The following is a 25,351-nucleotide window of genomic DNA, read 5'->3' as shown; positions in this document are numbered from 1 at the left end:
GGGCGGTCAGCCGTCCAACCCCGCCAGCACCAGCGGCAGTCGGGATGTCCCCTCGCCGGTCACCCGGATCGGAACGCCCCAGTCCTGCTGGTGCACATGGCAGGCCGGGTACTCGTTGGCACCCGCGGCGGAGCCGCTGTCGGACGCAGGGTCGTCGCAGGAAGCGGCCATCGCGGAGACGTGCAGCACACCCTCCATGATCCCGTCGGCCAGCACGAGGGTCCGGCTCAGATCCGTTCCCTGGCCCGCTCCCTCGGCCAGCAGCCCCGGCGGGGTCGAGCTCACCAGCAGGCGGGTGGACGGGCCGTAGCGCTCGTCCAGCTTCTGCCCGGCGGGCGCCTGGAAGATCACGTCCAACCGCAGCGACCCCGGCGCGACGTCGGTCGCCGCGCGCTGGGTCCGGTGCGCCACCGCGGCCACCCGTACGGCCTCCTCGGGCAGACGCAGCCGGGTCAGCCGGTGCCGTGCGGACTCGACGACCACGATGTCGCCGTCGACGAGCACCGCCCCGGACGGCTCACGCAGATCGGTGGCGAGCGTGCTGACCTCGCCGCTCGCGAGGTCGTAGCGGCGCAGCGCGTGGTTGTACGTGTCACAGACGGCGACCGAGCCGTCAGGCAGAGCGGTGACACCCAACGGGTGCTGCAGCAGCGCCTGTTCGGCCGCTCCGTCGCGGTGCCCGAAGTCGAACAGGCCGGTGCCGACGGCGGTGCGGACGGCGTATCCGCCCTCCCCGTCGCGCTCCAGCCAGCGCAGAGCGGACGTCTCGGAGTCGGCGATCCACAGCCGGTCCCCGGTGGCGGCGAGCCCCGACGGCTGCGCGAACCAGGCCTCGGCGGCCGGTCCGTCGACCAGCCCTTCGTTGGTCGTCCCGGCCGAGGCCTCGACGGTCCGCGTGGCCGGGTCGTACGTCCACAGCTGGTGGACACCGGCCATCGCGATCCACAGCTTGCCGTCCCACCAGGCCACATCCCACGGGGACGACAGGTCCACCTCGCGGGCGGGGCCGGAGGTGGGCGACCCCTGCCACCACTGGCGGCCGGTGCCGGCGATGGTCGCGACCTCGCCGGTCGCCGGGTCGTACGTCCGCAGGGCGTGGTTGACGGTGTCGGCGACGACGACGGTTCCTCCAGGCAGCAGCGCGAGCCCCTGCGGCTCGCTGAAGCACGCCAGCTCCGGCCCGCCGTCGACGAGCCCGCGCTCGCCGGTGCCGGTCCTCCGCACGACCGTCTCGCCGTCGGCGTCCAGCTCGACCAGCTGGTGCCGGTTGGTGTCCGACACCAGGAAGGTGCCCCCAGGCAGCAGCAGCGCCTTGCCGGGGAAGCGCAGACCGGTCGCGACGGGCTCCGGCGGCACTCCCCCAGCTACCGCTGGGGGTGCCCCCAGTCCGTCGCCGCGGCGCAGGGTCTCCTTGGCCGCGTGCTCGGCCTCCAGCTCCTCGACCAGCGTGGCGATGGCGTGGGCGTGGCCCTCGCCGGCGTGCTGGGCGACGACATAACCCTCGGGGTCGATGACGACGAGCGTGGGCCAGGCCCGTACGGCGTACTGCTTCCACGTGGCCAGCTCGGGGTCGTCGAGGACGGGGTGCCGCACCTCATACCGCTCGACGGCGTCGGCCACGGCCTGGTGATCGGCTTCATGCACGAACTTCGGCGAGTGCACGCCGATGATCACCACGGTGTCGCGGTGCTTCTCCTCCAGCTCCCGCAGCTCATCGAGCACATGCAGACAGTTCACACAGCAAAACGTCCAAAAATCGAGAATGACGATGCGTCCTCGCAGGTCGGCGAGGGTCAGATCGTTTCCGCCGGTGTTCAGCCAGCCGCCCTTGCCGATGAGCTCTGGGGCGCGGACACGTACACGTGAAGCCATACCGACATCAAACATCACCCGCCTGTCCGTCCATTCCGCGGGGCTGCAGGAACAGCTCCAGGCGCCGCGGCCGACGCGGCGCGGGCGCCCCGGAGGCGGGCCCTAGGAGCGCGGGTCCGCCAGGCCCAGGACGCGGTCGCGCAGGGCGGGGAACTCCTCGCGCGTCTTGGCCACCCGCGCCGGGTCGAGATCGACGGTGAGGATCTGCTCCTCCTCGCCCGCCTCGGCCGGCACCTGACCCCACGGGTCGACGACCAGGCTGTGCCCGGCCTGCTCGACCCCGGCGTGCGTGCCGGCCGAGCAGCAGGCGAGCACGTACGCCTGGTTCTCCACCGCGCGGGCGCGGGCCAGCAGGGTCCAGTGGTCGCGGCGCCGGGCGGGCCAGCCGGCCGGGACGATCAGCAGTTGCGCGCCCGCGTCGGTCAGCCGCCGGAACAGCTCCGGGAAGCGCAGGTCGTAGCAGGTGGCCAGGCCCGCGACGACATCCGGCAGTTCGACGGTGGCGATCTCGTTCCCCGCGCCCATGATCACGGCCTCGCCCTTGTCGAAGCCGAAGCGGTGGATCTTCCGGTAGGTGCGGCGGAGGCCGCCGTCCGGGTCGAAGACCAGCGAGGTGTTGTAGAGGGTCCCATCGGCGGCGCGCTCGACGATGGAGCCGGCGTGCAGCCAGACGCGGGCGTCGGCCGCGGCGGCCGACATGGCTGTTACGGTCGGCCCGTCGAGCGCCTCGGCGTATGCGTCGAAGGCCTCGTAGGCGAAGGCACCCACGGTCCACAGCTCGGGAAGGACGACGAGATCCGCACCGGCCTGTTCGCGGATGAGGGAGGCGACGCGCTCGCGCCGGGCTTGCACCGACTCGTACGGGTTCACGTCGATCTGGAGCAACGAGGCGCGCACACTATCACCACTCTCAGCATTCGAGCCGTCGAGACACTCCCGCGAACGGCCTACGATCAGTGGGGAAAGCACTGCCGGGGTGCCCTTGGGCAGCGTAACTTAACTGCACACCACCACCCAGCCCACCCGCGTACGAACCGCCACGAGGGGTCACGTGACCGTCCATCCAAGCCTGCAGTCCTCCATCGACGCCTGGACCCACTCCATCGAGGCAATATCCGCCCTGGTGACGCCGCTCTCCGAGAGCGAGTGGAACCGCGCCACCGAGTGCCCGGCGTGGTCCGTCCGCGATGTCGTCTCGCATGTCATCGGATTGGAGTGCGAGATGCTGGGCGACCCGCGGCCGATCCACACCCTGCCGCGGGATCTGTTCCATATGAAGGACGAGTACTCCCGGTATATGGAAGTTCCGGTGGATGTGCGCAGGTGTCACACGGCACCGGAGATGACCGCCGAGCTGGAGTACACGATCATTCGCCGCTCGCGGCAGCTGCGCAACGAAAAGCGCGACCCCGATACGCCGGTCCGCACCAACATCGGCGCGATGGGCCGCGAGATGCCCCTCGAACGGCTGCTGCTGATGCGGGTCTTCGATGTGTGGGTGCACGAGCAGGACCTGCGCCGGGCTCTGGGCAAGCCGGGCAATCTCGACTCGCCGGGCGCGTACATCACCCGGGATGTGCTGCTGCCGGCGCTGCCGAAGGTCGTCGCCAAGGACGCGGGCGCGCCCCCGCACTCGGCGGTTGTCTTCGATGTGACCGGGCCGGTGGAGTTCATGCGCACCGTCAGGGTCGATGGCGAGGGCAAGGGCTCGATCAACGGCAGCCCGTCGCTGGGGCCCGCGGTGACGATGACGCTGGACTGGGAGACCTATGTCCGGCTGGCCTGCGGCCGGGTGAAGCCGGCGGCGGTGAAGGAGCAGCTGAAGATCGAGGGCGACCAGCACCTCGCGGACGCGATCCTGCGGCACTTCGCGGTCACGCCGTAACGCCGGGCGCCGGGGCCGGACCCGTGCCGCAACGGCCGTCGCGTACACGGGCCGTGGCGCAGCACCGCGCCCCGTGCCCCACCTGCTCGGGCGCAGACAGGGCACGGGGGGTGCCGGGGGCGGATCAGCCCTTCGCCGGCTTCCGCTCACCTTCCGGGCGGTATCCGGCCCAGTCGGTGAGGTCCCAGCGCTTCGGCGAGCCGTCGGTGCGCCAGGCCGTCGGCCGGGTCCCGGGCCGAGCGCCGGCGTCGATGTGCCGAGTCCAGCGCTTGCCGGACCCCCGTACGCGCCCAAGGTGGCCTTCGTGCGCCGAGGTTCCGTTTGACCGGCGGGCCGGTCAGGCCGGTACGTGGACGGTCTCGACGCGGCTGGCCACGACCCGCTCGCGCTCGCGGCGGTGTGCCCGCCCCCGCAGCCGCAGGATCTGCGAGAGGCCGATGGCCTCCAGGGCGAAGACGGAGGCGAACGCGACCCGGTAGTTGTCACCGGTCGCGTCGAGCAGTACGCCGATGGCGAGCAGGGTGGTCATGGAGGCGGTGAATCCGCCCATGTTGACGATGCCGGAGGCCGTACCCTGCCGCTCGGGCGGGTTGGCCGGCCGGGCGAAGTCGAAGCCGATCATCGAGGCGGGGCCGCAGGCGCCGAGCACGGCGCACAGGGTGATCAGCAGCCACATCGGGGCGTGCCCGCCAGGCCAGGTGATCGCCGCACCCCAGACCAGGGCGGTCGCGCCGACTGTGCCGAGGGCGAGCGGGGTACGGGCCCGGTGGTGACGGGCGATGAGCTGGCCGTACAGCAGCCCGATCACCATGTTGGCCAGCACCACCAGGGTCAGCAGCTCTCCGGCGGCGGCCCGGGAGGTGCCCTGGGCCTGCACCAGGAACGGCATGCCCCACAGCAGCAGGAAGACCATGGCGGGGAACTGGGTGGTGAAGTGCACCCACATGCCGAGCCGGGTGCCGGGCTCCCGCCAGGCGGCGGCGATCTGCTTCCGTACGAAGCCCCGGCCGTGGGGGCGGTGCGCGGGCTCCGGCTCATACCCCTCGGGGTGGTCCCGCAGGAACAGCAGCACCAGCACGACGACGGCCGCGCCGCCGAGGGCGCTGCCCGCGAAGGCCGGCGTCCAGCCGAGGGCGTGCAGCAGCCGGGACAGCACGATCGTGGAGACGAGGTTGCCCGCTATCCCGGACAGCGCGGCGACCTGCCCGATCAGCGGGCCGCGGCGGGCGGGGAACCAGCGGGAGCCGAGCCGCAGCACGCTGATGAACGTCATCGCGTCCCCGCAGCCGAGGAGGGCGCGGGAGGCGAGGGCGGTGGCGTAGGAGTGGGAGAGGGCGAAGCCCAGCTGGCCGGTGGTGAACAGGACGGCGCCGAGGGTGAGGACCTTCTTGGTGCCGAGGCGGTCGACCATGAGGCCGACGGGGATCTGCATCCCCGCGTAGACGAGAAGTTGGAGGATGGAGAAGGTCGACAGCGCCGAGGCGTTGATGTGGAAGCGGTCGGCGGCGTCGATTCCGGCCACGCCGAGGCTGGTGCGGTAGGTGATGGCGACGAAGTAGACGGCGACGCCGATGCCCCAGACGGCGACGGCGCGCCGTCCCCCGGGCGGGTCGCCCGGCAGCCGTATCGGTGCGCTCACCGCTCGTCCCCTCGGACGAGCACCCGCACCCAGCTGACGTGCTGGTGGACTGCCGCGGCGGCGGCCTCGGCGTCGCCGGTGCGCAGGGCCTGGAGGATCTCGGCGTGTTCGGCGATGTTCTTGGCGATGCGGCCGGGGTGGGCGTGCATGACGGCGACGCCCATGCGCAGCTGACGGTCGCGGAGTTGGTCGTAGAGCCGGTCGAGGATCTGGTTGCCGGCGCTGCGGACGATCGCGGCGTGGAAGCAGCGGTCGGCGACGGCGACGGCCGCCAGGTCGCCCTCGGCGGCGAACCGCCGCTGCTCCTCCAGCAGCTCCTCCAGCCGGCTGATCAGCTGCGGCCCGGCGGGTGCGGCCTTGCGGGCGGCGTGCTCCTCGACGAGCAGGCGGGTCTCGACGACATCGCCGATCTCCTGTGCGGAGACCGGCAGCACCAGGGCGCCCTTCTTCGGGTACAGCTTGATGAGCCCTTCGACCTCCAGCCGCAGCAGGGCCTCGCGTACGGGCGTACGGGAGACGCCGACGGCGTCGGCGAGATCCCCCTCGGTGAGCAGCGTCCCGCCCTCGTAACGGCGGTCGAGTACCGCTTGCTTGACGTGGGTGTAGACGCGCTCGGCGGCGGGGGGCTGCTTGGCCGGGGCGGCAGGGGCGGGAGGCATGCACACATCTTAGATACAACACGTATGCACAAGCGTTGTCCGTCCGCGATACGGACGCGGGGCGCAGTCTGCCGCGGTTCAGTACATCCCGTTACCTTCTTCGTGCCTCCGAGGGTCGGGACTCCCGGCCTCCGGGCCCGGCATGACCTTTGCCCCTCACTACCCCCTCAGAACGCATGACCCGGAGCATGCTTCAGGTCACGCAATTGCCCGACACGGAGCGGGGACCACAGCTGCCGGTCCAACTGACAGACCATCGACACACGAGGGGGCAATCGCTGGCCACACCCGTTGCCGCCCCCACTACCCGCCTCGCCCGCCACCGCATCAGCGTCCTGTCCGCCATGCCCCGCGACGGCATCCTCTACGAATCACGCACCCCCGAAGCAACCGCCGCATGACCAGCTCAGGCTTGACGAAGGACATAGAGGCACTCCCCGTACCCGCAGCACTCAATGTCACTCTGAGGGCCCGGACGCTTGCGTCCGGGCCCTCAGAGTGCTTGCCGTCGGCAGGCTGCTACGCCCAGGTGATGAGGCGCTGCCTGGGGTTTTCGAGAACGGCGGCGGTATCCGCGAGGACCTTGGAGCCGAGTTCGCCGTCGACCAAACGGTGGTCGAAGGACAGGGCGAGCGTCATGACCTGACGCGGCTTCACCTTGCCCTTGTGGACCCACGGCTGGAGCTTGATCGCGCCGACCGCAAGGATGGCCGACTCCCCCCGGTTGAGGATCGGGGTGCCGGTGTCGACACCAAAGACGCCCACGTTGGTGATGGTGACCGTGCCGCCCTGCATCGCCGCCGGGGAGGTCTTGCCCTCCCGGGCCGTGGCGACCAAGTCCCCAAGCGACGCTGCGAGTTCGGGCAGGGTCATGTCCTGCGCGTCCTTGATGTTCGGGACGATCAGGCCACGCGGGGTGGCCGCCGCGATGCCCAGGTTCACATAGTCCTTGCGGACGATCTCCTGGTTGGCCTCGTCCCAGGCCGCGTTGATCTCCGGGTTGCGCCGGATCGCGACCAGGAATGCCTTGGCGACCACCAGCAGCGGGTTGACCCGCACGCCCGCCATCTCCGGGTCGTCCTTCAGCTCCTGCACCAGCTTCATGGTGCGGGTGACATCCAGCGTGATGAACTCGGTGACATGCGGGGCGGTGAAGGCACTGGCCACCATCGCCTGAGCCGTGGCCTTGCGCACGCCCTTGATCGGCACCCGCTGCTCACGCGCGGCGGGAGCGGGAGCCTCCACCTGCGGCACGGCAGCGACGGCGGCGGGGGCCTCAGCGGCCGGAGCAGCAGCCGGTGCCGCGGCGGCCCCGGCAGCCGCGTACACGTCCTCCCGGGTCACAATCCCGCCCTCGCCAGTCGGCGTGACGGCCGCCAGATCAACGCCCAGGTCCTTGGCCAGCTTGCGCACCGGCGGCTTGGCGAGCGGCCGTCCGGCGGCGGTCGGCGGGGCAACGGCCGGTCCCCCAGCCTGCCCCGCCGGGGCAACGGTCCCGGCGGCGCCGTTCAGCTCCGCCTGAATCGCACTGGCCGTCGGCTGGGCTGGGACGGCCTGTTCCGGCTGCGGCTTGCGCGGGCGGCGCTTGGTCGACGAGGCGGACACGCCATAGCCGACCAGCACCGGCTGACGCCCCTCGGGCTCCGCGCCCTCGGCCGGTCCAGCGGCCTCCTCCGCCTTCGGCGCCGGCTCGGCGGCAGGCGTCCCGGCGGCAGCGGAGCCGCCCCCGGTGTCCACGGTGATGATCACGGTGCCGACATCGACGGTCTGGCCCTCGCCGAAGCGCAGATCGTGTACCACCCCGTCGAAGGGGATCGGAAGTTCGACAGCGGCCTTGGCGGTCTCGACCTCGCAGACCACCTGACCGTCCGTCACGGTGTCACCCGGCTGTACGTACCACTTGAGGATCTCGGCCTCGGTGAGTCCCTCGCCCACGTCGGGCATCTTGAACTCTCGGACGTGGGTCGTGCTCTCAGTCATCGTCACGGATCTCCTAGGCCCCTCAGTACGCCAGCGCACGGTCGACGGCGTCCAGCACCCGGTCGAGCCCCGGCAGGTACTCCTCCTCGAGCCGGGCCGGCGGATACGGCGCGTGCATGCCGCCGACCCGCAACACCGGGGCCTCCAGGTGGTAGAAGCACCGCTCGGTGATCCGGGCCGCGATCTCCGATCCCGACCCCAGGAACACCGGAGCCTCGTGCACGACCACCAGTCTCCTGGTCTTCTCCACCGATCGCTGGATCGTGTCGAAATCGATCGGCGAGATCGAGCGCAGGTCCACCACCTCGAGGGAGTTGCCCTCCTCGGCGGACGCCGCGGCCGCCTCCAGACAGACCTTGACCATCGGGCCGTACGCCGCGAGCGTCAGGTCCGTCCCCTGCCGGACGACACGGGCCGCGTGCAGCGGGGCGGCGATGGCCGTGGTGTCGACCTCGGCCTTGTCCCAGTAGCGCCGTTTGGGCTCGAAGTAGATGACCGGGTCATCGCTCTCGATGGCCTGCTGCATCATCCAGTAGGCGTCCGAGGCATTGGACGGCGAGACCACCTTCAGGCCGGCGACGTGCGCGAAGAGCGCCTCGGGCGACTCGCTGTGGTGCTCGACTGCGCCGATGCCGCCGCCATATGGGATCCGGATGACGACCGGCAGCTTGACCTTGCCCAGCGCCCGGGCGTGCATCTTGGCGAGCTGCGTGACGATCTGGTCGTACGCAGGGAAGACGAAGCCGTCGAACTGGATCTCGGCGACCGGCCGGTAGCCGCGCAGCGCCAGTCCGATGGCGGTGCCGATGATGCCGGACTCGGCCAGCGGAGTGTCGATGACCCGGTCATCGCCGAAGTCCTTCGCCAGACCGTCGGTGACCCGGAAGACACCGCCGAGCTTGCCGACGTCCTCTCCCATGATCAGAACCTTGGAGTCGGTCTCCATGGCCTTGCGGAGGGATTCGTTGATCGCCTTGGCGAGCGAAAGTTTCTCGGTGGCCATGGGTCAGTTCCCCTCCTCGGCGAAGGACGCCTGGTACGCCGCGAACTGTGCGCGCTCCTCATCGACGAGCGCGTGCCCATCGGCGTAGACATGCTCGAAGATCGCCATGGTGTCCGGGTCGGGCATGGCTCGTACGGCCTCGCGCACCCGCTTGGCGAGCGCGTCGCTCTCGGTCTCCACCTCGGCGAGGTACGCCTCGTCGGCGAAGCCCTCCTGCTCCAGGTAGGTCTTCAGCCGCAGAATCGGGTCCTTGGCCTCCCAGTCGGCCCGCTCGTCGTCGTGGCGGTAGCGGGTCGGGTCGTCGGAGGTGGTGTGGGCGCCCATCCGGTAGGTGAACGCCTCGATCAGCATCGGGCCCTGACCGCTGCGGGCGCGCTCCAGGGCGGAGCGGGTGACCGCCAGGCAGGCGAGCACGTCATTGCCGTCGACCCGTACTCCGGGGAAGCCGAAGCCCTGGGCCCGCTGGTAGAGCGGGACGCGGCTCTGCCGCTCGGTGGGCTCGGAGATCGCCCACTGGTTGTTCTGGCAGAAGAAGACGACGGGGGCGTTGTAGACGGCGGAGAAGGTGAACGCCTCGGCGACGTCGCCCTGGCTGGACGCGCCGTCGCCGAAGTAGGCGATGACGGCGGAGTCGGCGCCGTCCTTGGCCACCCCCATCGCGTAACCGGTCGCGTGGAGCGTCTGCGAGCCGATGACGATCGTGTAGAGGTGGAAGTTGTTGCTGCCCGGGTCCCAGCCGCCGTGGTTCACGCCGCGGAACATGCCCAGCAGGTTGGCCGGGTCGACCCCGCGGCACCAGGCGACGCCGTGCTCGCGGTAGGTCGGGAAGACGTAGTCATCGTCGCGCAGCGCCCGGCCCGACCCGATCTGGGCGGCCTCCTGGCCGAGCAGCGAGGCCCACAGGCCCAGTTCCCCCTGCCGCTGCAGTGCCGTGGCCTCGCCGTCGAAGCGGCGGGTCAGCACCATGTCGCGGTACAGACCGCGGAGCTCCTCCGGAGTGATGTCGAGGGAGTAGTCAGGGTGCTCGACCCGCTCGCCCTCGGGCGTCAGCAGTTGTACGAGCTCGGGCTGGTCGGCCGCCGGTCGCTTCTTGGCGCTGACGCGCTTGCTGCTGCTGCGGCGCGGTTTGCGCGCGGCAGTGCTCTCCACGGTCACGGTGTGCTCCTCCGTCTGTCCGGCCCCCGGGATCCGCCGGCGGCCTGGGTTCCCCATGCTCTCGGCTAGGGGAGGCTCACCCGCTTCGGAACGCGCACGGGGTGTGTGCGGCGTGGCCGAACCGGGCGTGACAAGCGCCCGGCCAGTGCCCTGCAAAAGGCACGTTACCCAGTGGGGAGCATCTCTGCGAAACCCCTCTGACCTGCGTTTTTGCTTGGATTTCCAAGTAAATCAGGAAAGCGGGGAAACTCCACTGGTCACAGCCTTGCAGGGGGGCCGGACAACGGCACGTTATCCCGCTCGACCGGAGCACGGGAAGAGTTCGTATGTGAGACTGTCAGCGTGGGCGAAAAAGGGAAAATCACGGTATTTCTCCTCGATGACCACGAAGTGGTCCGCCGGGGGGTCCACGATCTTCTCTCGATGGAGTCCGACATCGAGGTGGTCGGCGAAGCCGGCACGGCCGCCGACGCCCTGGCCCGCATTCCCGCGACCCGACCCGATGTCGCGATCCTCGACGTACGCCTTCCGGACGGCAGCGGGGTCGAGGTGTGCCGCGAGATCCGCTCCATGGACGAGGGCGTCAAGTGCCTGATGCTCACCTCGTTCGCCGATGACGAAGCGCTCTTCGACGCGATCATGGCCGGTGCGTCCGGTTATGTCCTCAAGGCGATCCGCGGCCGCGAGCTGCTGTCCGCCGTCCGGGATGTGGCGACCGGGAAGTCGCTGCTGGACCCCGTGGCGACCGCGCGGGTCCTGGAGCGGCTGCGCGACGGCAGCACCCCCAAGGGCGATGAGCGGCTGGCGAGCCTCACGGAGCAGGAACGGAAGATCCTCGATCTGATCGGCGAGGGCCTGACCAACCGCGCCATCGGTGAAAGGCTGCACCTCGCCGAAAAAACGATCAAGAATTACGTTTCCAGCCTGCTGTCGAAACTGGGCATGGAACGCCGTTCGCAGGCAGCCGCTTATGTCGCCCGCCTACAGGCCGGGAAAGGCTGAAAACAGCCTGACCGAATCGGGACCAAGGACCTCCATCTCTCGGGGCGGGTAGCCCTTTTCTGAGGTCACCCCGCCCGGAGAGGGTGGAGAACATGTCACCCGCGTCTTCCGAGGAATCCCGCGCGATCGAACTGCTCAGCACCGCCGCCTACGGCCGGCTGTCGGTCAGCATGCGCGCCCTGCCCTTCGTCACCCCGGCGCGGCACATCGTCACCGACGGCACGGTACTGCTGCGGATGCACCGCGGCTTTGGCTACCACCGCGCCTGCGACGGCCATGTGGTGGGGTACGGCGTGGACAACCTCGACCACGGGACCGAGGATGTGTGGGCCGTCCAGTTCGTCGGCACCGCCCATGCCGTCGAGCCGGCCCCGCGGGTGCGGGCACTCTTCGGGCGTATACCACACAGCGCGGACGGCGCCCCGTTCGATCCGGTCTATCTGCGTATTGCGCCCCGGTTCGTCACCGTGCACTCCCTCCGAGGCGTCCCCCCGCGACCGAACCGGTACGCTGCGTGATCTAACATCTGGCGCGTGCCGCGCTCATCTGCTGCCCTTACTCCGCCTCCGGCTCCTCCCGACGGGACCACCCTGGGCACCCTGCTGCGCCGGTACGAGGGCGCCGGCGAGCCGCTGTCCTGCGAGCCGGTCGCCGAGGGGCTGCTCAACCGCGGCTACCGCCTGGCCACCACCCGCGGCCGCTACTTTCTCAAGCACCACCTCGACGGCGACAGCGCCGCCATCGCCCGCCAGCACGGCGCCACGGCCCGGCTCGACGCCCTCGGCCTGCCGGTGGCCCCGCCGGTCGCCGACGCCGACGGCCGTACGGTCGCGGTCATCGGCGGCCGCTGCTACGCGCTGCACCCCTGGGTGGAGGGCCGGCACCGGGACGGCGCCGAGCTCACCACGGCCCAGTCCCGTCGGCTGGGCGCCCTGCTGGGCCTGGTGCACACCTGCCTGGAGCGGGTCATGCCCGACTCCGCCGTCCCCGAGGCGCCCGTGGCGAGCGCCGACCCTGCCGACACCTTCACGCTGATCGAGGTGCTGCTCGCCCTCGCGCGGGGCCACCGGCCGCGCGACAGCTTCGACGAACTGGCCGAGCACCGGCTGCTGGAGCGCCGGGGCCTGCTCGAGCGGCACGCCCACCGGCGCCCGGAGGCGGGCGCCGAGCCCGCCACCGGCTGGGTGCACGGCGACTTCCACCCGCTGAACCTGCTGTACCGCGGCGCCGAGCCGGCCGCGATCCTGGACTGGGACCGGCTGGGTGTCCAGCCCCGCGCCGAGGAGGCGGTCCGGGCCGCGGCGATCTTCTTCGTACGGCCCGGGGGCACGCTGGAGCTGGCCAAGGTGCGCTCCTACGCCCGGGCCTACCGGCGGGCGACCGGCGCGGGCGCGGACGAACTGGCCGCGGCGGTGCACCGGGTGTGGTGGGAGCGGCTCAACGACTTCTGGATGCTGCGCTGGCGCTACCAACTGCGCGACCGGCGGGCGGACCCGCAGTTCCCGGCCGCGGCCGCGCTGTCGGTGTGGTGGACGAGCGAGTACGAGGCCGTGCTCGACGCCTTCACCGGCTGACCGCCGGGCCGGTCACCAACTCGCGTGCTAGTGCCGCGTCAGCCAGGGTTTGCCCGGTAGCGAGGTGACCTGGTGCGGTCGGCTGCAAGGCGCCGGATCGGCCTCGTAGTGAACCTACTCGGTCGATCGGGCAACGCAGCAGATGGCCGTGCCAGGGCGGCGAGCGGGGCAAACCCTGGCTGACGCGGCACTACAGACCGCTACCGGGGCCCGGGGAGCCCCCGCCGTCCGCGCCACCGATGCCGGTCTGGCCCGCGCTGCCGCTGTTGCCGCCGTCCGTCGTACCTGGGTCGCTCGGGGTGAGGGTGGTATCCCCGGTGCCCTCACTCGCACCGGCGTTGCCGCCGCCGGTCGCGGTCTCGGTGGGCCGCTCGGTCGGCGCCTGCGACGGTGTGTCGGAGGGTGTCCCGGTCTCCGACTGCGTCGGCGTCTCGGAAGGCGTGTAGTCGCCCTGACCGTTCGTACTGTCGCCCGGCAGCGTGTTGCCCTCGGTGGTCTGATCCTCCGTCGACTTCGACGGCGTGGGCTCGTGCTTCCTGGAGGCCGGTGCCGAGGGCTTGTTGGTGTCCGGGGTGCCCTTGGAACCGGTGTCGCCGAGGGCGTAGAAGATGCCGACCACGATGGCGATCACCGCGAGTGCCGCGAGCAGCCACACCATGCCCCGGCCGCCTCCGCCACCGGACCGCCGGCCGCCGTCGAAGCCGCCGTCGTCATCTCGCGGGCCGGGAAGTATCGCGGCGCCGAGCTGCGAGGTGTCACCGTTTCCAGGGTGCGGCAGGGCGGCCGTACCGGCCACGCCCATGGCCGGGGTGGAGCCGCCGCCGTGCTGCACGGGACCGGTGTCCCAAGTGCCGGTGTGCCCGCCCCTGTTCCCCAGCATCTCCAGCGCGTACTGCACCAGGCCGCGCATCTCCTCGGCGCTCTGGAACCGGTCGTCCGGGTCCTTGGCGAGCGAGCGCATGACCAGGCCGTCCAGCTCCGGCGGCACGGAGGGGGCGACCTCGGACGGCGGTACGGGCATGTCCTGGACGTGCTGGTAGACCACCGAGAGCGGGGTCTCACCGACGAACGGGGGCCGCCCGGTGATGAGTTCGTACAGCAGACAGCCCGTGGCGTACAGGTCGGACCGGGTGTCCACCGTCTTGCCCAGCGCCTGCTCGGGCGAGAGGTACTGCGGGGTGCCCATGACCATGCCGGTCTGGGTCATGGTGCTCTGCGCTCCGTGCAGGGCGCGCGCGATGCCGAAGTCCATCACCTTGACCGCACCGCTGTTGGTGATGATGACGTTCGCGGGCTTGATGTCGCGGTGCACGATGCCGTGGTGGTGACTGTAAGCCAGCGCCTCCAGCACCCCCGAAACGATGATCAGGGCCTGATCGGGCGGCGGGGCCTCGGCGTTGAGCAGCAGATCCCGGATCGTGCGGCCCTCGACCAGCTCCATGACGATGTACGGCACGACGTTGCCGCCGACTTGGTCCTCACCGGAGTCGTACACCGCGACGACGGCATGGTGGTTGAGGCCCGCGACCGATTGCGCCTCACGGGTGAACCGGGCCTTGGAAACCGGATCCTCGGCGAGGTCGGCCCGCAGCAGCTTCACCGCGACCGTACGGCCGAGACGTACGTCTTCGGCGGCGAAGACCTCAGCCATGCCGCCCCGGCCGAGGCGGCGGGTCAGGCGGTAGCGACCGTCGCCGACCAGGCCGCCGTTACCCCACGCCTCCGGCGCATCGGGGATCCCACCGGCGGCCGCGTCGGATTCGGACGGGCCCTGAGCGCGCTCCGTCTGTGCCATCAGTCCTCGCCGTCGTGTCTGTCCGCTTGCACGGGTTGCTACGGTCTCTCGCAAGGGCACGCTACATGTTCCGTGCCGCGGGCTGGTCGTGATGGACCGGCCATCCAACCCGCTTCGGGCACCCGGACGCAAATCCGTGGCGGTGCTGTAACGCCTTCCCCGTCTCTTCTTTCCCATCGGGTCACGGAACGGGCACGCGGCTTGACGTGTCCAAGCCCTGGGGCAGACTTGGCGCGAGAATCATGAAAGAAGAAGTGGTGCAGCGAGTACGCCGGGCCGGATCACGGGGCCGCGCACCAGGGGGGAAACACACAGATGAGCCAGGACGGCGCACAAGGCCGCTATGAGGGCCGCTCGCTGGCCGGCGGCCGCTACCAGCTGCGCGATCTGCTCGGCGAGGGCGGCATGGCGTCCGTGCACCTGGCGTACGACTCGGTGTTGGACCGCCAGGTCGCGATCAAGACGCTGCACACCGAGCTGGGGCGCGAGCAGTCCTTCCGCGAGCGGTTCCGGCGCGAGGCCCAGGCCGTGGCCAAACTCACGCACACCAATATCGTCTCGGTCTTCGACACCGGTGAGGACACCCTCGGCGGCGCGCCGATGCCGTACATCGTCATGGAGTACGTCGAGGGCCGGCCGCTGCGGTCGGTGCTCGACGCGGACATCGCCCAGTACGGCGCGATGCCCACCGAGAAGGCCCTGAAAATCACCGGCGATGTGCTGGCGGCGCTTGAGATCAGCCATGAAATGAGCCTGGTCCACCGGGACATCAAGCCCGGCAATGTGATGGTGACCAAGCGCAATGTGGTCAAGGTCATGGACTTTGGCATCGCGCGGGCCATGCAGTCCGGGGTGAGTTCGATGACCCAGACCGGCATGGTCGTCGGCACCCCGCAGTACCTCTCCCCGGAGCAGGCCCTCGGGCGCGGTGTGGACGCCCGCTCCGACCTGTACTCCGTCGGCATCATGCTCTTCGAGCTGCTGACCGGGCGGCTGCCTTTCGACGCGGACTCACCGCTGGCCATCGCGTACGCGCATGTCCAGGAGGAACCGGTCGCCCCGTCGACCATCAACCGGTCGATTCCGCCGGCCCTCGACGCGCTGGTCGCGCGGGCGCTGAAGAAGAACCCCAATGAGCGTTTCCCGTCCGCCGAGGCCATGCGGGACGAGTGCGCGCGGGTGGTGGGCAGCGGCCAGAACCCGGCCTCGCCGATCATCATCAGCGGCGGCCCGGCGGCGCGCAGCGGGGCGGGCGTGGGCTCGGCGGTGTTCCCGCCGGTCGACCAGCAGAGCGCGCCACCGCATGGCGGCCCGCCGCCGAACGTCCACGCGCCCTACCAGCCGCAGCCGGGCCCGGCGCAGATGGGCGGCTACGCGCCGCCGGCCTCCAGCCCCCAGATGGGGCCGTCGACCCCGCCGCCGCCAGGACCGCAGCTGGGGCAGCAGGGCTACCAGACCCCGCCGCCGTCCTCGTACGGCGGCGCCCCGACCCCTCCGCCGTACGGTGGCGCCCCGACCCCTCCGCCGTACATGTCGCAGGGCGCACCGTCCCCGGCGAGCGGCCGCGGCGAGAGCAACACGCCGGTCATCGTGGGCACGGTCGTGCTGGTGCTGGTGGCGATCACCGGCCTCTTCTGGGTGCTCGCGCTCGGCGACAGCAAGGGCAACGGCCAGCGGGCCAACGACAAGGCCTCTCAGGCGGCGACCGCCGAGCCCGGCAACACCGATGGCGGCGATACACAGACCTCCAGCGGGGACGAGAACGTCAAGGGGTTCAACCCGGGCGACAAGACCAAGATCGTCGACCCGCAGAAGTGCACTCGCACGTCCGCGTACTGGGACGACAAGAGCAAGATCAGCGCCCCGCAGTTCCAGTACTACGACCTCACCTCGGTGAAGCAGTGCCTGAAGGCCGCGGGGTGGAAGTACGAGGTCGTGCGCGAGAACGAGAACATCTGGGGCAAGGACATCGTGCTGCGCCAGACGCCGCTCGCGGATGACCCCTTCGACCCGAATGACCCTGATGCGAAGTTCGTACTGACCGTCTCCACCGGGAAGCCGGCCTGATCGCCGACTGTCAAGTGACCGGCTGACCGGCTGACCAGCTGACCGACGAAGGGGCTTGGCACGCGGGATGCGTGCCAAGCCCCTTTCGTCGCCTGGGTTGCTCAGACGGTCGGGAGCGACCCGTGGAGGTCCGGGCCTGTATCAGAGGTACGGGCCCGAGCGCGCGCCGCCGACGCCGGGCTCCTCCTCGCCCTCCCCGGCCGACAAACCAGGCGGCAGCGCCCGGCGCATCTGCTCGAGCTGCGCCCGCGCCGCCATCTGCTGGGCGAACAGCGCCGTCTGGATGCCATGGAAGAGGCCTTCGAGCCAGCCGACGAGCTGGGCCTGGGCGATGCGCAGCTCAGCCTCGGTGGGCACGCCGTCGTCGGTGAAGGGCAGCGAAAGGCGCTCCAGCTCCTCCACCAGCTCAGGCGCGAGGCCGTCCTCCAGCTCCTTCACCGAGCTGGAGTGGATCTCCTTCAGACGCACCCGGCTCGCCTCATCGAGCGGGGCCGCCTTCACCTCTTCCAGCAGCTGCTTGATCATGCTGCCGATGCGCATGACCTTCGCAGGCTGTTCGACCATCTCCGTCACTGGGACCTCGCGCGACTCCTCGTCGCCCTCCCCGCCGCCGGGGGTGGCGTTGCCGAGAGCCATCCCATCCGGTCCGACGACCAGGACCTGCTGCGGGCTCTCCTGCGACCGTTCGTTCCTCGGCATCTCCATGCGGCCCATTGTCTCGCACACGTGGCTGGAGAGTTTGTGCCCCGGCAAAAGGAAGATCCACCCTCCTTCCCATCCCGCACTTCCCAGCAGCGGGGCGCGCGGCAAGACGCGTGGAGTTCTCCCGGACGGAGCGGCACAGCCCGCGCGGAGCCTCGACCGGAGGGCCGAAGCGCCACACCGCGGGGCTCGCCCTGGTTACCGGGGTCTGGAGCCCGGGTTTTGAGGATGGCGGCACCTCCCAGCGGTAGCCCCCTGGGCCTGGGGCCCGGCTGGGGGTATGAGTGCCCCCAGGGGGAGGGCGGGTCAGGGGAGAACGCCCGCCGCAGGCGCTCCCGCACGCGCTACCCCTGCCGCAAGCGGATCCCCAGAAACGCCAGCCCCAGCCCGATAAGCGCCAGCCCCGTCCCAATCGGCAAGATCCGCAACACCCGCCCCGCGGACTGCGGCGCGGCCTGGTGCTGGACCGCGTCCTGCCCCACCTCCGAGTCGCTGCCAGGGGCCCCACCGGACGGACCGTACGGGTCGTACGGCGGGGACGACACGCCCGGGACGTGCCCCGCGCCGGTCCCCCCAGACGGGCCGGGATCCGCCGCCGGCGGCTTCTCGTACGGCAGCTTCGTACGCGGCTGCTCCGGGTGCGCCCCATCGGCGGGCGCGGACGGGCTGCTCGAGGCCCCCTCGGACGGCGGAGGAGAGACGGGCACAGGGGAGGGCCAGGGAACGGAGGGACCTGGGGGAGCGGTCCCGCGCCCGGTCGACGGCCCCGGCACCGTCACCTCCGCCGGATCCCTGGACTCCGCCGGACCGGACGGCTCCGGAACCTCGCCCTGCGCGGGCGGAGGCGACACCTCAGGCGTCGCCTCCGGCCGGCCGGACGGCCCGGGCACAGGCCCCGACCCCGGTCGCGGCCGCCCCTCCCCTGCCCGCGGACCGGCGCGCCGCCCGTCCGCGGGGTCACCGAGCGACTTCTGGAACGTCTCGTTCCACTGACCGGGTGCGGACACCGTCCGCTGCGCGGTACCGACGGCGTGACCATGATCGAGGGCGAGCGCACCAGGGGCCGGCAACAGAGCACCGGCCACCAGGAGTCCAATGGCGTACTGCGAGCGGAGCGCTGGAGCCACGGCGGTGACCCCCTCCCGTGCCGAGCCGTCTGAGTGCCGAGTTCAGCGTCACACAGCAGATAACATCCGGCATCTCAGACAACTCGAGCACCACTGGTCACAGCAGCACCCGCCTGAACGCGCCGCATGACCACCGGGGCGATCACACTGGCCGCATGGCCACCGGGGCGATCACACTGTCAGTACGACCTTGCCCACATGTGTGCTCTCCTCCAGCAAGCGGTGCGCCTCCGCCGCCTCCCGCATCGGGAACGTACGGTCCACCACAGGCCGGACCCGCCCCGACTCGATCAGCGGCCATACGTGCTCCCGTACCGCCGCCACGATCGCCGCCTTCTCCGCCAGCGGCCGCGCCCGCAGCGAGGTAGCCGTGATCGCGGCCCGCTTGGTGAGCAGCGCCCCGAGGTCCAGCTCGCCCTTGCGTCCGCCCTGCAGCCCGATGACCGCGAGCCGCCCGTTCACGGCGAGGGCCCGCACATTCGATTCGAGGTACTTGGCCCCGACGATGTCGAGGATGACGTCGGCGCCGGCCCCGTCCGTGGCCTTCTTCAGCTCCGCCACGAAGTCCTGCTCGCGGTAGTTGATCAGGATGTCCGCGCCGAGCTCACGGCAGCGCTCGAGCTTCTCCGCGCTGCCCGCGGTAACCGCGACCCGCGCGCCCACCGCCTTCGCCAGCTGGATCGCCATCGTGCCGATGCCACTCGAGCCGCCATGCACCAGCAGCGTCTCGCCCGGCCGCAGATGGGCGATCATGAAGACGTTCGACCAGACGGTGCACGTCACCTCGGGCAGTGCGGCCGCCTCCACCAGGTCCACGCCCTGCGGTACGGGCAGCAGCTGGCCCACCGGAACCACGACCCTCTCGGCGTACCCGCCGCCCGCCAGCAGCGCGCACACCTCGTCGCCGACCGACCAGCCCGAGACCCCGGGCCCGAGGGCGGCGATCCGGCCCGAACACTCCAGGCCGGGGTAGGGGAGAGTGCCGGGCGGCGGGTCGTACAGGCCGCGACGCTGCATCACGTCGGCGCGGTTGACGCCGGCCGCCACGACGTCGACCAGAACTTCTCCTTCACCAGGGACGGGTTGGGGGACCTCCGCCCACACCAGGGCCTCGGGTCCGCCGGGTTCGGGAATAGTGATCGCATGCATAGGCATGGCGCGAGGCTACTCCGCGCCCGCCTCTCTGATCCGCGGCAGGCCCGCGTACGGCTGCCGCACGGGCGGGGCCGGATTCTGATGCGCCGAGTTCCTGGGATCGCAGGCCGCACCAGCAGACGTGGATTTCACCGGTCCGGCGGCTGCGGCGCTTGACGGCTGGGAGCGGCCTACCGGGCGTACAGGTCGTACACGGCATCGCCCGGCGGGCCACCGGATCCCGGTTCGTACCAGGGGAGTTCGAGGAGATCCGCCTCGGCCCCGGCCTCGGCGCCGCCCGGCGGGATCACGGCGAGCGCGTCGGCGGACGCCATCCCGCGGAGCATGGCCGGTCCGTTGAAGTGCAGCGGCACCGCCCGGCCCGCGCGAAGGGCGACGGGGACGAGCCGGGTGTCGTGGGGGTGGCCGTGGACCGCGGACGCCAGGGGGGCAGGGCACGCGGAGCTCCCGTACGGCGCGCGGCCCGCCAGTGTACGGAGCAGGGGCGCGGCGAGCGTCAGCAGTCCGGAGACGGCTGCCAGCGGATTGCCGGGGAGGCCCACAAGGTGCCTGCCGGCGGGGGTGTCCGGCTGTCCGCCGTCCTGTCCGGGAGTACTGGGAGGCGCGAGCCGGGCGAGCAGCATGGGGTGCCCGGGGCGTACGGCAACCCCGTCCACCAGCAGCTCGGCGCCAACCCGGCGCAGGATCGGGTGGACGTGGTCGACGGGGCCGCCTGCGGTGCCACCGGTGGTGACGACAAGGTCGGCGGTGGAGGCGACAACGGCCTTGTGGAGGGTGTCCGCGTCGTCGCCGAGACGGCGGGTGGCCGGCACATCTGCACCTAGGGCCCGCAGCCAGGGACCGAGCATCGGGCCGAGGGCGTCGCGGATCCGGCCGTCGTGCGGGAGCCCGGTGTGCAGCAACTCGTCACCGAGGACGAGGACTTCGACGCGGGGGCGGCGGACGGTGCGCAGCTCGTCGTAGCCGGCCGCGGCGGCCAGGCCGAGAACGGCGGGGGTGACGAGCGCTCCGGCGGACAGCAGCCGGTCGCCGCTGCGGCATTCCTGGCCGCGGGGGCGGATGTCCTGGCCGGGCTGGACGGGCCGGCCGGGGAGCGCGTGCAGCCAGGCGCCGCCGCCTTCGGGACGGTCGCCGCCGCGGTCCAGGATCTCGGCGTGCTCGGTGCGCAGCACGGCCGTCGTGCCGGGGGGTACGCGCGCGCCGGTGGCGATACGGACGGCGTGGCCGTCGGGCAGCGGCGCGGGCTCCGCGTTGCCGGCGAGGATGCCGGGCCCGGCGGGCGCGTCGATACGCCAGGGGCCGGGACCCGAGAGGGCCCAGCCGTCCATGGCGGAGGTGTCGAAGGAGGGCAGATCGGTCAGCGCGGTCAGCGGCTCCGCGAGCACGTGCCCGAGGGCGTCGCCAAGGGTCCGCACGCCCGGGTCGAGCGGCCGTCCGGCGGCCCCGGCGGCGATGGCCCGCGCCTCGGCCCACGGAGTCGCGGAATGCCGGCTGCGCGCCCGACCGGGGGCCTGCCGGGGGCGGGCGGCCCCTTCCGGGCGCCGCTCCGCTCCGGAAGTCCGCTCTGCGCCGGAAGACCGCTCCGCGCCGACAGACCGCTCCGCGCCGACAGACCGCTCCGGACGAGCTGTTGTCTCCGGCCGGGCGAGGGCCAACGCCTCTTCCAACTCGCGCTCGTGATCGCGTTCCAGCTTGCGCTCAGCGTCGCGCTCGTGATCGCGTTCCGGCTTGCGCTCAGCCTCGCGCTCGTGATCGCGTTCCGGCTTGCGCTCAGCCTCGCGCTCCCGTACGCCCCCGGACTCGGACACCCGCCCAGACCCGCCTTCGCCAGCCCGCTCGGGCTCGCGGCCGGCTGCCGACGCCGGGCCAGGCCCGCGTACAGCCCCGGGCTTGGGGTCACCCGCCCGCTCCTGGTCGCGTCCACGGGCCCAAGCCGACTCACGGTCGCCTGCGCCCTGAGACTCCCCTGCGCGCTCAGGCCGGCGCTCGCGGTCGCTCTCGGGTCCGCGTGCGCCCCCGGGCTCGGGCGCGCGCCCGGCCTCGCCATCTCGTACGCGCTCGGGCTCGCTTTGCCGGGCGTCCGCAGACCGGCGATCTCGTGCGCGCCCGGCCTCGCCATACCCGGCACGGGCCGGCTGGCAGCCGGCGGGGCCGGGCTGCCATACGGCCTTGCCGCCCGGCTCGGGCGCGGCCTCGCCTCCGACACCGGGGGGCGTCATCCCGAGGCCTTTTCCGGTCCGCCGGAGGACTCGGGCGTCTCCGCCGCCCAGCTTTCGGCTAGGGCTGCGGCCTTACGCGCGGCGGCCGCCACTTCCTCAGGGCCGCCGCCCGCCTGGGCCGCCGCGTATCCCACCAGAAAGGTGGTGAGCGGGGCGGCGGGCCGCGCCACTCCGTGGGCGGCATCGCGGGCCAGGTCGAGGAGGGCCCCCGTGTCCACGTCCAGCTCGATGCCCAAAGCGTCCTTGACTGCGGCAATCCATTCGTCCAGCACGTTCCCATGCTCCCTTATGCGTGCCCGGGCCGCGGCGACGTCCTCCCAGGTGTCGCAGTCGAAGGAGGCACCGGCATCGGGGGCGGGCAGGCGGCTGAGGGTGAGTTCCGCCGTGAGCAGCCGGAGCGGAAGGTGGGCGAGACCGCCGTACTCGGCGGCGAGCAGGGCGAGTTCGCGGCGCAGGGGCTCAGCGCGGTAGGCAGCGACGAGCGGCTGCTCGCGGCCGTCGGCGTCGGTAAGCACAACGCCCTCGACCTCGGACTCCGGGGCATCGGCGCCGAGGCCGGTGCCGCCACCGGCGCGGTCACCACCCACGTCGTGCAGGGCGGTGAGCAGCGCTCGTACGGTCTGGCCGGACAAAAACGGCAGATCGGCGGAGAGCGCGAGCACCACGGGCTCGGTGACCTGCCGCAGCCCTGCGTCCAGCGCGGCCAGCGGCCCCGCCCCCACCGGCTCCTCGCGCACCCACCGCACGGGCCGTACGGTCGGCCGCCGGGAGCCGACGACGACGGTCCCGGAGGCGTCGGCGCACGCGGACAGCACCCGGTCGAGGAGCGGTCGCCCACCCACTCGCAGCCCGGGCTTGTCCGCCCCGCCCAGACGCTTCGCGGCACCTCCGGCCAGCACCACGGCGTCGTATCCCTGCACAGTCATGCACCCGAGTATGAACGCCCAGGCCGGAACACGCTCCGGCCGCCCAGCCGCGCTGTCTCACACGGTGCGCAGCAGCACCGCCGGTTGCTCGACACAGTCGGCGACGAAGCGCAGGAAGCCGCCCGCCGTACCGCCGTCGCAGACCCGGTGGTCGAAGGTCAGCGACAGCTGGACGACCTGCCGTATCGCCAACTCACCCTGGTGCACCCACGGCTTGGGGACGATGCGGCCGACGCCGAGCATCGCCGCCTCGGGGTGGTTGATGATCGGCGTCGAGCCGTCCACGCCGAAGACGCCGTAGTTGTTGAGGGTGAAGGTGCCGCCGGTCAGCTCGGCGGGCGTGAGCCTGCCCGCCCGCCCGGCCTCGGTGAGCCGGGCGAACTCCTCCGTCAGCTCGACGGCATTGCGGGCATGCGCGTCCCGTACGACGGGCACGACCAGGCCGCGCTCGGTCTGCGCCGCGAACCCCAGGTGCACCTCGGGCAGCCGGACGATTTCCCGCGCCTCCACGTCGACGCAGGCGTTCAGCTCGGGATAGCGGTCGAGCGCGGCGGTGCAGATACGGGCCAGAAGCCCGAGCAGCGACACCTTGGGCCCCCTGGCGTTCATCGCGGCCCGGGCGGCCATGAGCTCGGTGGCGTCGGCGTCGACCCAGCAGGTGGCGTCCGGAATCTCCCGCCGGCTGCGCGACAGCTTCTCGGCGACGGCACCGCGCACGCCTCGCAGCGGTATGCGCTCCGCGCCGGCGGCCGACGTGCGTGCCGCGGCGGGCCAGGCAGGGCCGGTCGTCCCCAGCGGGGCGTAGGGGGCCTGCTCACCGAGGGCCGACATGGCTCGCCCGACTCCGGCCCGAGCGACCCGTTCGACGTCCGCCCGCAGGATCAGCCCGTCGGGTCCGGACCCGGCCACCTCCCGCAGATCGATGTCATACTCGCGCGCCAGCCGCCGCACCAGCGGTGAGATCACCGCGACCGGCCCGCCGACGGCGGGCCCACTTGCCACGCCCTCACCGCTCCCGGCCCAGCCGCCTCGGGAACCGGGCGCGGAGGGCCTGGCTCCAGCGCCCGCCGGCTCCGGCCGCCGACGGGGGCCGCTGGACCGCGGCGGAGCCGCGCCCGCCGCCGTACCCGGACCCTCGGCGACCGGAGTCGCGCCGAGCGGGCGAGAGAGGCCACCTGCGGGACGGACACGCCTGCGGCGCGCGGTGGGCGCCTCCGTACCCGTGCCGTAGCCGACGAGGACGTTCCCCGACGCCGCGCCCCCGCCGGTGTCCGGGCCGGGTGCGGCGCCCGAGGCGGCAACGGTTCCGGAACCGGACCCCTCGTCCCCGGTCCCGGACGGTTCCGCTCCTACCGCCACCGTCAACAGCGGAGCACCGACGGGGAGTTCCTCCCCCTCGTCCCCGAAGCGGGCGGTCACCACGCCCGCATACGGGCACGGCACCTCCACCATCGCCTTCGCCGTCTCGACCTCCACCACCGGCTGGTCGACGGCGACGTGGTCCCCGACCTGGACGAGCCAGCGGACGATCTCCGCCTCTGTCAGGCCCTCGCCCAGGTCCGGCAGCCGGAACTCCCGCACCACGGCCATCACAGCTCCGCCTCCCCTTGCGTCCAGTCGGCCTCCCACTGGAGCCGGCCCACCGCGTCGAGGATGCGCTCCACTCCCGGCAGATGGTGCCGTTCCAGCATCGGCGGCGGATACGGGATGTCGAATCCGCTGACCCGCAGCACCGGCGCCTCCAAGTGGTGGAAGCACCGCTCCATGACCCGCGCGGCGATCTCCCCTCCGGGACCGCCGAAGCCGGTGGACTCATGAACGACGACCGCCCGGCCGGTCCGGCGGACCGAAGCGCACACCGTCTCGTCGTCGAACGGCACCAGGCTGCGCAGGTCCAGGACCTCGAGGTCCCAGCCCTCGGCCTGCGCCGCCCCGGCGGCCTCCAGGCACACCGGGACCGACGGCCCGTAGCTGATGAGCGTCGCGCTCCGCCCCGGCCGCCGGACGACGGCCCGGCCGATCGGCGCGACCTGCTCCGGCTCCTCCGGCGACCAGTCGGCCTTCGACCAGTACAGCCGCTTCGGCTCCAGGAAGACGACCGGGTCGTCGGAGGCGATAGCCGCCCGCAGCAGCCCGTAGGCGTCCGCGACCGTCGCCGGGGTGACGACGTGCAGGCCGGGCGTCGCCATGTAGTACGCCTCGGAGGAGTCGCTGTGGTGCTCGACGCCGCCGATCCCGCCGCCGTAGGGCACCCGCACGGTGATGGGCAGCGGCATCGCACCCCGCGTACGGTTGCGCATCCGCGCGACATGGCTGATGAGCTGCTCGAAGGCCGGGTAGGCGAAGGCGTCGAACTGCATCTCCACGACGGGACGCAGCCCGTACATCGCCATGCCGACGGCGGTCCCCAGAATGCCGGCCTCGGCCAGCGGGGTGTCCGTGCAGCGGTCCTCGCCGAACTCCTTCGCGAGCCCGTCGGTGATCCGGAAGACGCCGCCGAGGGTGCCCACGTCCTCGCCCATGACGTGCACGGACGGGTCCTCGGCCATGGCGTCGCGCAGCGCGCGGCCGAGAGCCTGCGCCATGGTGGC

Annotated in this window: 19 protein-coding genes; 5 read left to right on the top strand and 14 right to left on the bottom strand. The window is 71.9% G+C overall.

All coding sequences use genetic code 11. The annotated features are described in order from the left end of the window. Window positions 1–6: 6 nt before the first annotated feature. Entirely contained in the window at window positions 7–1,872 is a 1,866-nt protein-coding gene (locus ACY34J_RS01095) for an NHL domain-containing thioredoxin family protein (protein WP_462724350.1), read from the bottom strand. 102 nt (window positions 1,873–1,974) lie between these two features. Then, on the bottom strand, window positions 1,975–2,769 hold the full coding sequence (locus ACY34J_RS01090; protein ID WP_462724349.1) for a carbon-nitrogen family hydrolase: 795 nt from the start codon (window positions 2,767–2,769) through the stop codon (window positions 1,975–1,977). 154 nt (window positions 2,770–2,923) lie between these two features. Here ACY34J_RS01090 and ACY34J_RS01085 point away from each other — a divergent pair, with 154 nt between their 5' ends. Further along, window positions 2,924–3,757, top strand: a complete 834-nt coding sequence (locus ACY34J_RS01085; protein WP_462724348.1) for a maleylpyruvate isomerase family mycothiol-dependent enzyme — start codon at window positions 2,924–2,926, stop codon at window positions 3,755–3,757. A 337-nt stretch (window positions 3,758–4,094) separates the two neighbouring features. Here the strand turns inward: ACY34J_RS01085 and ACY34J_RS01080 are convergent, their stop codons facing one another. From ACY34J_RS01080 to pdhA, 5 genes are all read right to left on the bottom strand, one after another. Continuing rightward, the gene (locus tag ACY34J_RS01080; RefSeq protein ID WP_462724347.1) at window positions 4,095–5,396 is read right to left on the bottom strand and encodes an MFS transporter; all 1,302 of its coding nucleotides are present in this window, start codon (window positions 5,394–5,396) and stop codon (window positions 4,095–4,097) included. Next, window positions 5,393–6,055, bottom strand: coding sequence for a GntR family transcriptional regulator (locus ACY34J_RS01075; RefSeq protein ID WP_462724346.1), 663 nt, complete (start codon window positions 6,053–6,055; stop codon window positions 5,393–5,395). Before ACY34J_RS01075 ends, ACY34J_RS01080 begins: the two co-directional genes overlap by 4 nt. Window positions 6,056–6,574: 519 nt before the next feature. After that, window positions 6,575–8,035 carry a dihydrolipoamide acetyltransferase family protein gene (locus tag ACY34J_RS01070; RefSeq protein WP_462724345.1) on the bottom strand — a complete coding sequence of 487 codons (1,461 nt, stop codon included), beginning with the start codon at window positions 8,033–8,035 and terminating at the stop codon, window positions 6,575–6,577. A 22-nt stretch (window positions 8,036–8,057) separates the two neighbouring features. Next, complete coding sequence (locus ACY34J_RS01065) at window positions 8,058–9,038, bottom strand: alpha-ketoacid dehydrogenase subunit beta (protein WP_462724344.1); 981 nt, start codon at window positions 9,036–9,038, stop codon at window positions 8,058–8,060. 3 nt (window positions 9,039–9,041) lie between these two features. Next, window positions 9,042–10,193 (bottom strand): pyruvate dehydrogenase (acetyl-transferring) E1 component subunit alpha, encoded by a 1,152-nt coding sequence (gene pdhA / locus ACY34J_RS01060; protein WP_462724343.1) that lies wholly within the window; start codon window positions 10,191–10,193, stop codon window positions 9,042–9,044. Window positions 10,194–10,535: 342 nt separating this feature from the next. Between pdhA and ACY34J_RS01055 the strand changes: the two genes are divergently transcribed. From ACY34J_RS01055 to ACY34J_RS01045, 3 genes are all read left to right on the top strand, one after another. Then, window positions 10,536–11,195, top strand: coding sequence for a response regulator (locus ACY34J_RS01055; protein WP_462724342.1), 660 nt, complete (start codon window positions 10,536–10,538; stop codon window positions 11,193–11,195). A 92-nt stretch (window positions 11,196–11,287) separates the two neighbouring features. Then, a complete protein-coding gene (locus ACY34J_RS01050) occupies window positions 11,288–11,713 on the top strand; it encodes a pyridoxamine 5'-phosphate oxidase family protein (protein WP_462724341.1) in 426 nt (141 codons plus the stop codon). Between the two features lie 15 nt (window positions 11,714–11,728). After that, window positions 11,729–12,769 (top strand): phosphotransferase, encoded by a 1,041-nt coding sequence (locus ACY34J_RS01045; protein WP_462724340.1) that lies wholly within the window; start codon window positions 11,729–11,731, stop codon window positions 12,767–12,769. 190 nt (window positions 12,770–12,959) lie between these two features. Here ACY34J_RS01045 and ACY34J_RS01040 read toward each other — a convergent pair whose 3' ends face one another. Then, a complete protein-coding gene (locus ACY34J_RS01040; protein WP_462724339.1) occupies window positions 12,960–14,564 on the bottom strand; it encodes a protein kinase domain-containing protein in 1,605 nt (534 codons plus the stop codon). A gap of 315 nt (window positions 14,565–14,879) precedes the next feature. On the opposite strand from ACY34J_RS01040, the gene ACY34J_RS01035 reads away from it, so the two are divergent. Then, window positions 14,880–16,631 (top strand): protein kinase domain-containing protein, encoded by a 1,752-nt coding sequence (locus tag ACY34J_RS01035; RefSeq protein WP_462724338.1) that lies wholly within the window; start codon window positions 14,880–14,882, stop codon window positions 16,629–16,631. 141 nt (window positions 16,632–16,772) lie between these two features. Here ACY34J_RS01035 and ACY34J_RS01030 read toward each other — a convergent pair whose 3' ends face one another. The 6 genes from ACY34J_RS01030 to ACY34J_RS01005 form a co-directional block, all read right to left on the bottom strand. Continuing rightward, window positions 16,773–17,336 (bottom strand): bacterial proteasome activator family protein, encoded by a 564-nt coding sequence (locus ACY34J_RS01030; protein ID WP_462724337.1) that lies wholly within the window; start codon window positions 17,334–17,336, stop codon window positions 16,773–16,775. Window positions 17,337–18,631: 1,295 nt separating this feature from the next. Continuing rightward, complete coding sequence (locus ACY34J_RS01025) at window positions 18,632–19,609, bottom strand: NAD(P)H-quinone oxidoreductase (RefSeq protein WP_462724374.1); 978 nt, start codon at window positions 19,607–19,609, stop codon at window positions 18,632–18,634. Window positions 19,610–19,785: 176 nt separating this feature from the next. Next, window positions 19,786–21,306, bottom strand: a complete 1,521-nt coding sequence (locus tag ACY34J_RS01020; protein WP_462724373.1) for a molybdopterin molybdotransferase MoeA — start codon at window positions 21,304–21,306, stop codon at window positions 19,786–19,788. Between the two features lie 524 nt (window positions 21,307–21,830). Beyond that, window positions 21,831–22,760 (bottom strand): DUF6457 domain-containing protein, encoded by a 930-nt coding sequence (locus ACY34J_RS01015; RefSeq protein WP_462724336.1) that lies wholly within the window; start codon window positions 22,758–22,760, stop codon window positions 21,831–21,833. A gap of 57 nt (window positions 22,761–22,817) precedes the next feature. Beyond that, window positions 22,818–24,350, bottom strand: coding sequence for a dihydrolipoamide acetyltransferase family protein (locus ACY34J_RS01010; protein ID WP_462724335.1), 1,533 nt, complete (start codon window positions 24,348–24,350; stop codon window positions 22,818–22,820). Then, the gene (locus ACY34J_RS01005) at window positions 24,350–25,345 is read right to left on the bottom strand and encodes an alpha-ketoacid dehydrogenase subunit beta (RefSeq protein ID WP_462724372.1); all 996 of its coding nucleotides are present in this window, start codon (window positions 25,343–25,345) and stop codon (window positions 24,350–24,352) included. Before ACY34J_RS01005 ends, ACY34J_RS01010 begins: the two co-directional genes overlap by 1 nt. Window positions 25,346–25,351 lie beyond the last annotated feature (6 nt).

The organism is Streptomyces sp. HSS9-12 (assembly GCF_054963655.1).
This window is presented reverse-complemented; position numbering and strand designations above follow the sequence as displayed.

Bases quoted from the DNA above. Each gene is read 5' to 3' on its own strand.
- ACY34J_RS01030 (WP_462724337.1), bottom strand. From the start codon at position 17,336: ATGGAGATGCCGAGGAACGAACGGTCGCAGGAGAGCCCGCAGCAGGTC.
- ACY34J_RS01015 (WP_462724336.1), bottom strand. From the start codon at position 22,760: ATGACTGTGCAGGGATACGACGCCGTGGTGCTGGCCGGAGGTGCCGCG.
- ACY34J_RS01040 (WP_462724339.1), bottom strand. From the start codon at position 14,564: ATGGCACAGACGGAGCGCGCTCAGGGCCCGTCCGAATCCGACGCGGCC.
- ACY34J_RS01075 (WP_462724346.1), bottom strand. From the start codon at position 6,055: ATGCCTCCCGCCCCTGCCGCCCCGGCCAAGCAGCCCCCCGCCGCCGAG.
- ACY34J_RS01095 (WP_462724350.1), bottom strand. From the start codon at position 1,872: ATGGCTTCACGTGTACGTGTCCGCGCCCCAGAGCTCATCGGCAAGGGC.
- ACY34J_RS01050 (WP_462724341.1), top strand. From the start codon at position 11,288: ATGTCACCCGCGTCTTCCGAGGAATCCCGCGCGATCGAACTGCTCAGC.
- ACY34J_RS01025 (WP_462724374.1), bottom strand. From the start codon at position 19,609: ATGCATGCGATCACTATTCCCGAACCCGGCGGACCCGAGGCCCTGGTG.
- ACY34J_RS01070 (WP_462724345.1), bottom strand. From the start codon at position 8,035: ATGACTGAGAGCACGACCCACGTCCGAGAGTTCAAGATGCCCGACGTG.
- ACY34J_RS01010 (WP_462724335.1), bottom strand. From the start codon at position 24,350: ATGGCCGTGGTGCGGGAGTTCCGGCTGCCGGACCTGGGCGAGGGCCTG.
- ACY34J_RS01005 (WP_462724372.1), bottom strand. From the start codon at position 25,345: ATGGCGCAGGCTCTCGGCCGCGCGCTGCGCGACGCCATGGCCGAGGAC.
- ACY34J_RS01035 (WP_462724338.1), top strand. From the start codon at position 14,880: ATGAGCCAGGACGGCGCACAAGGCCGCTATGAGGGCCGCTCGCTGGCC.
- ACY34J_RS01065 (WP_462724344.1), bottom strand. From the start codon at position 9,038: ATGGCCACCGAGAAACTTTCGCTCGCCAAGGCGATCAACGAATCCCTC.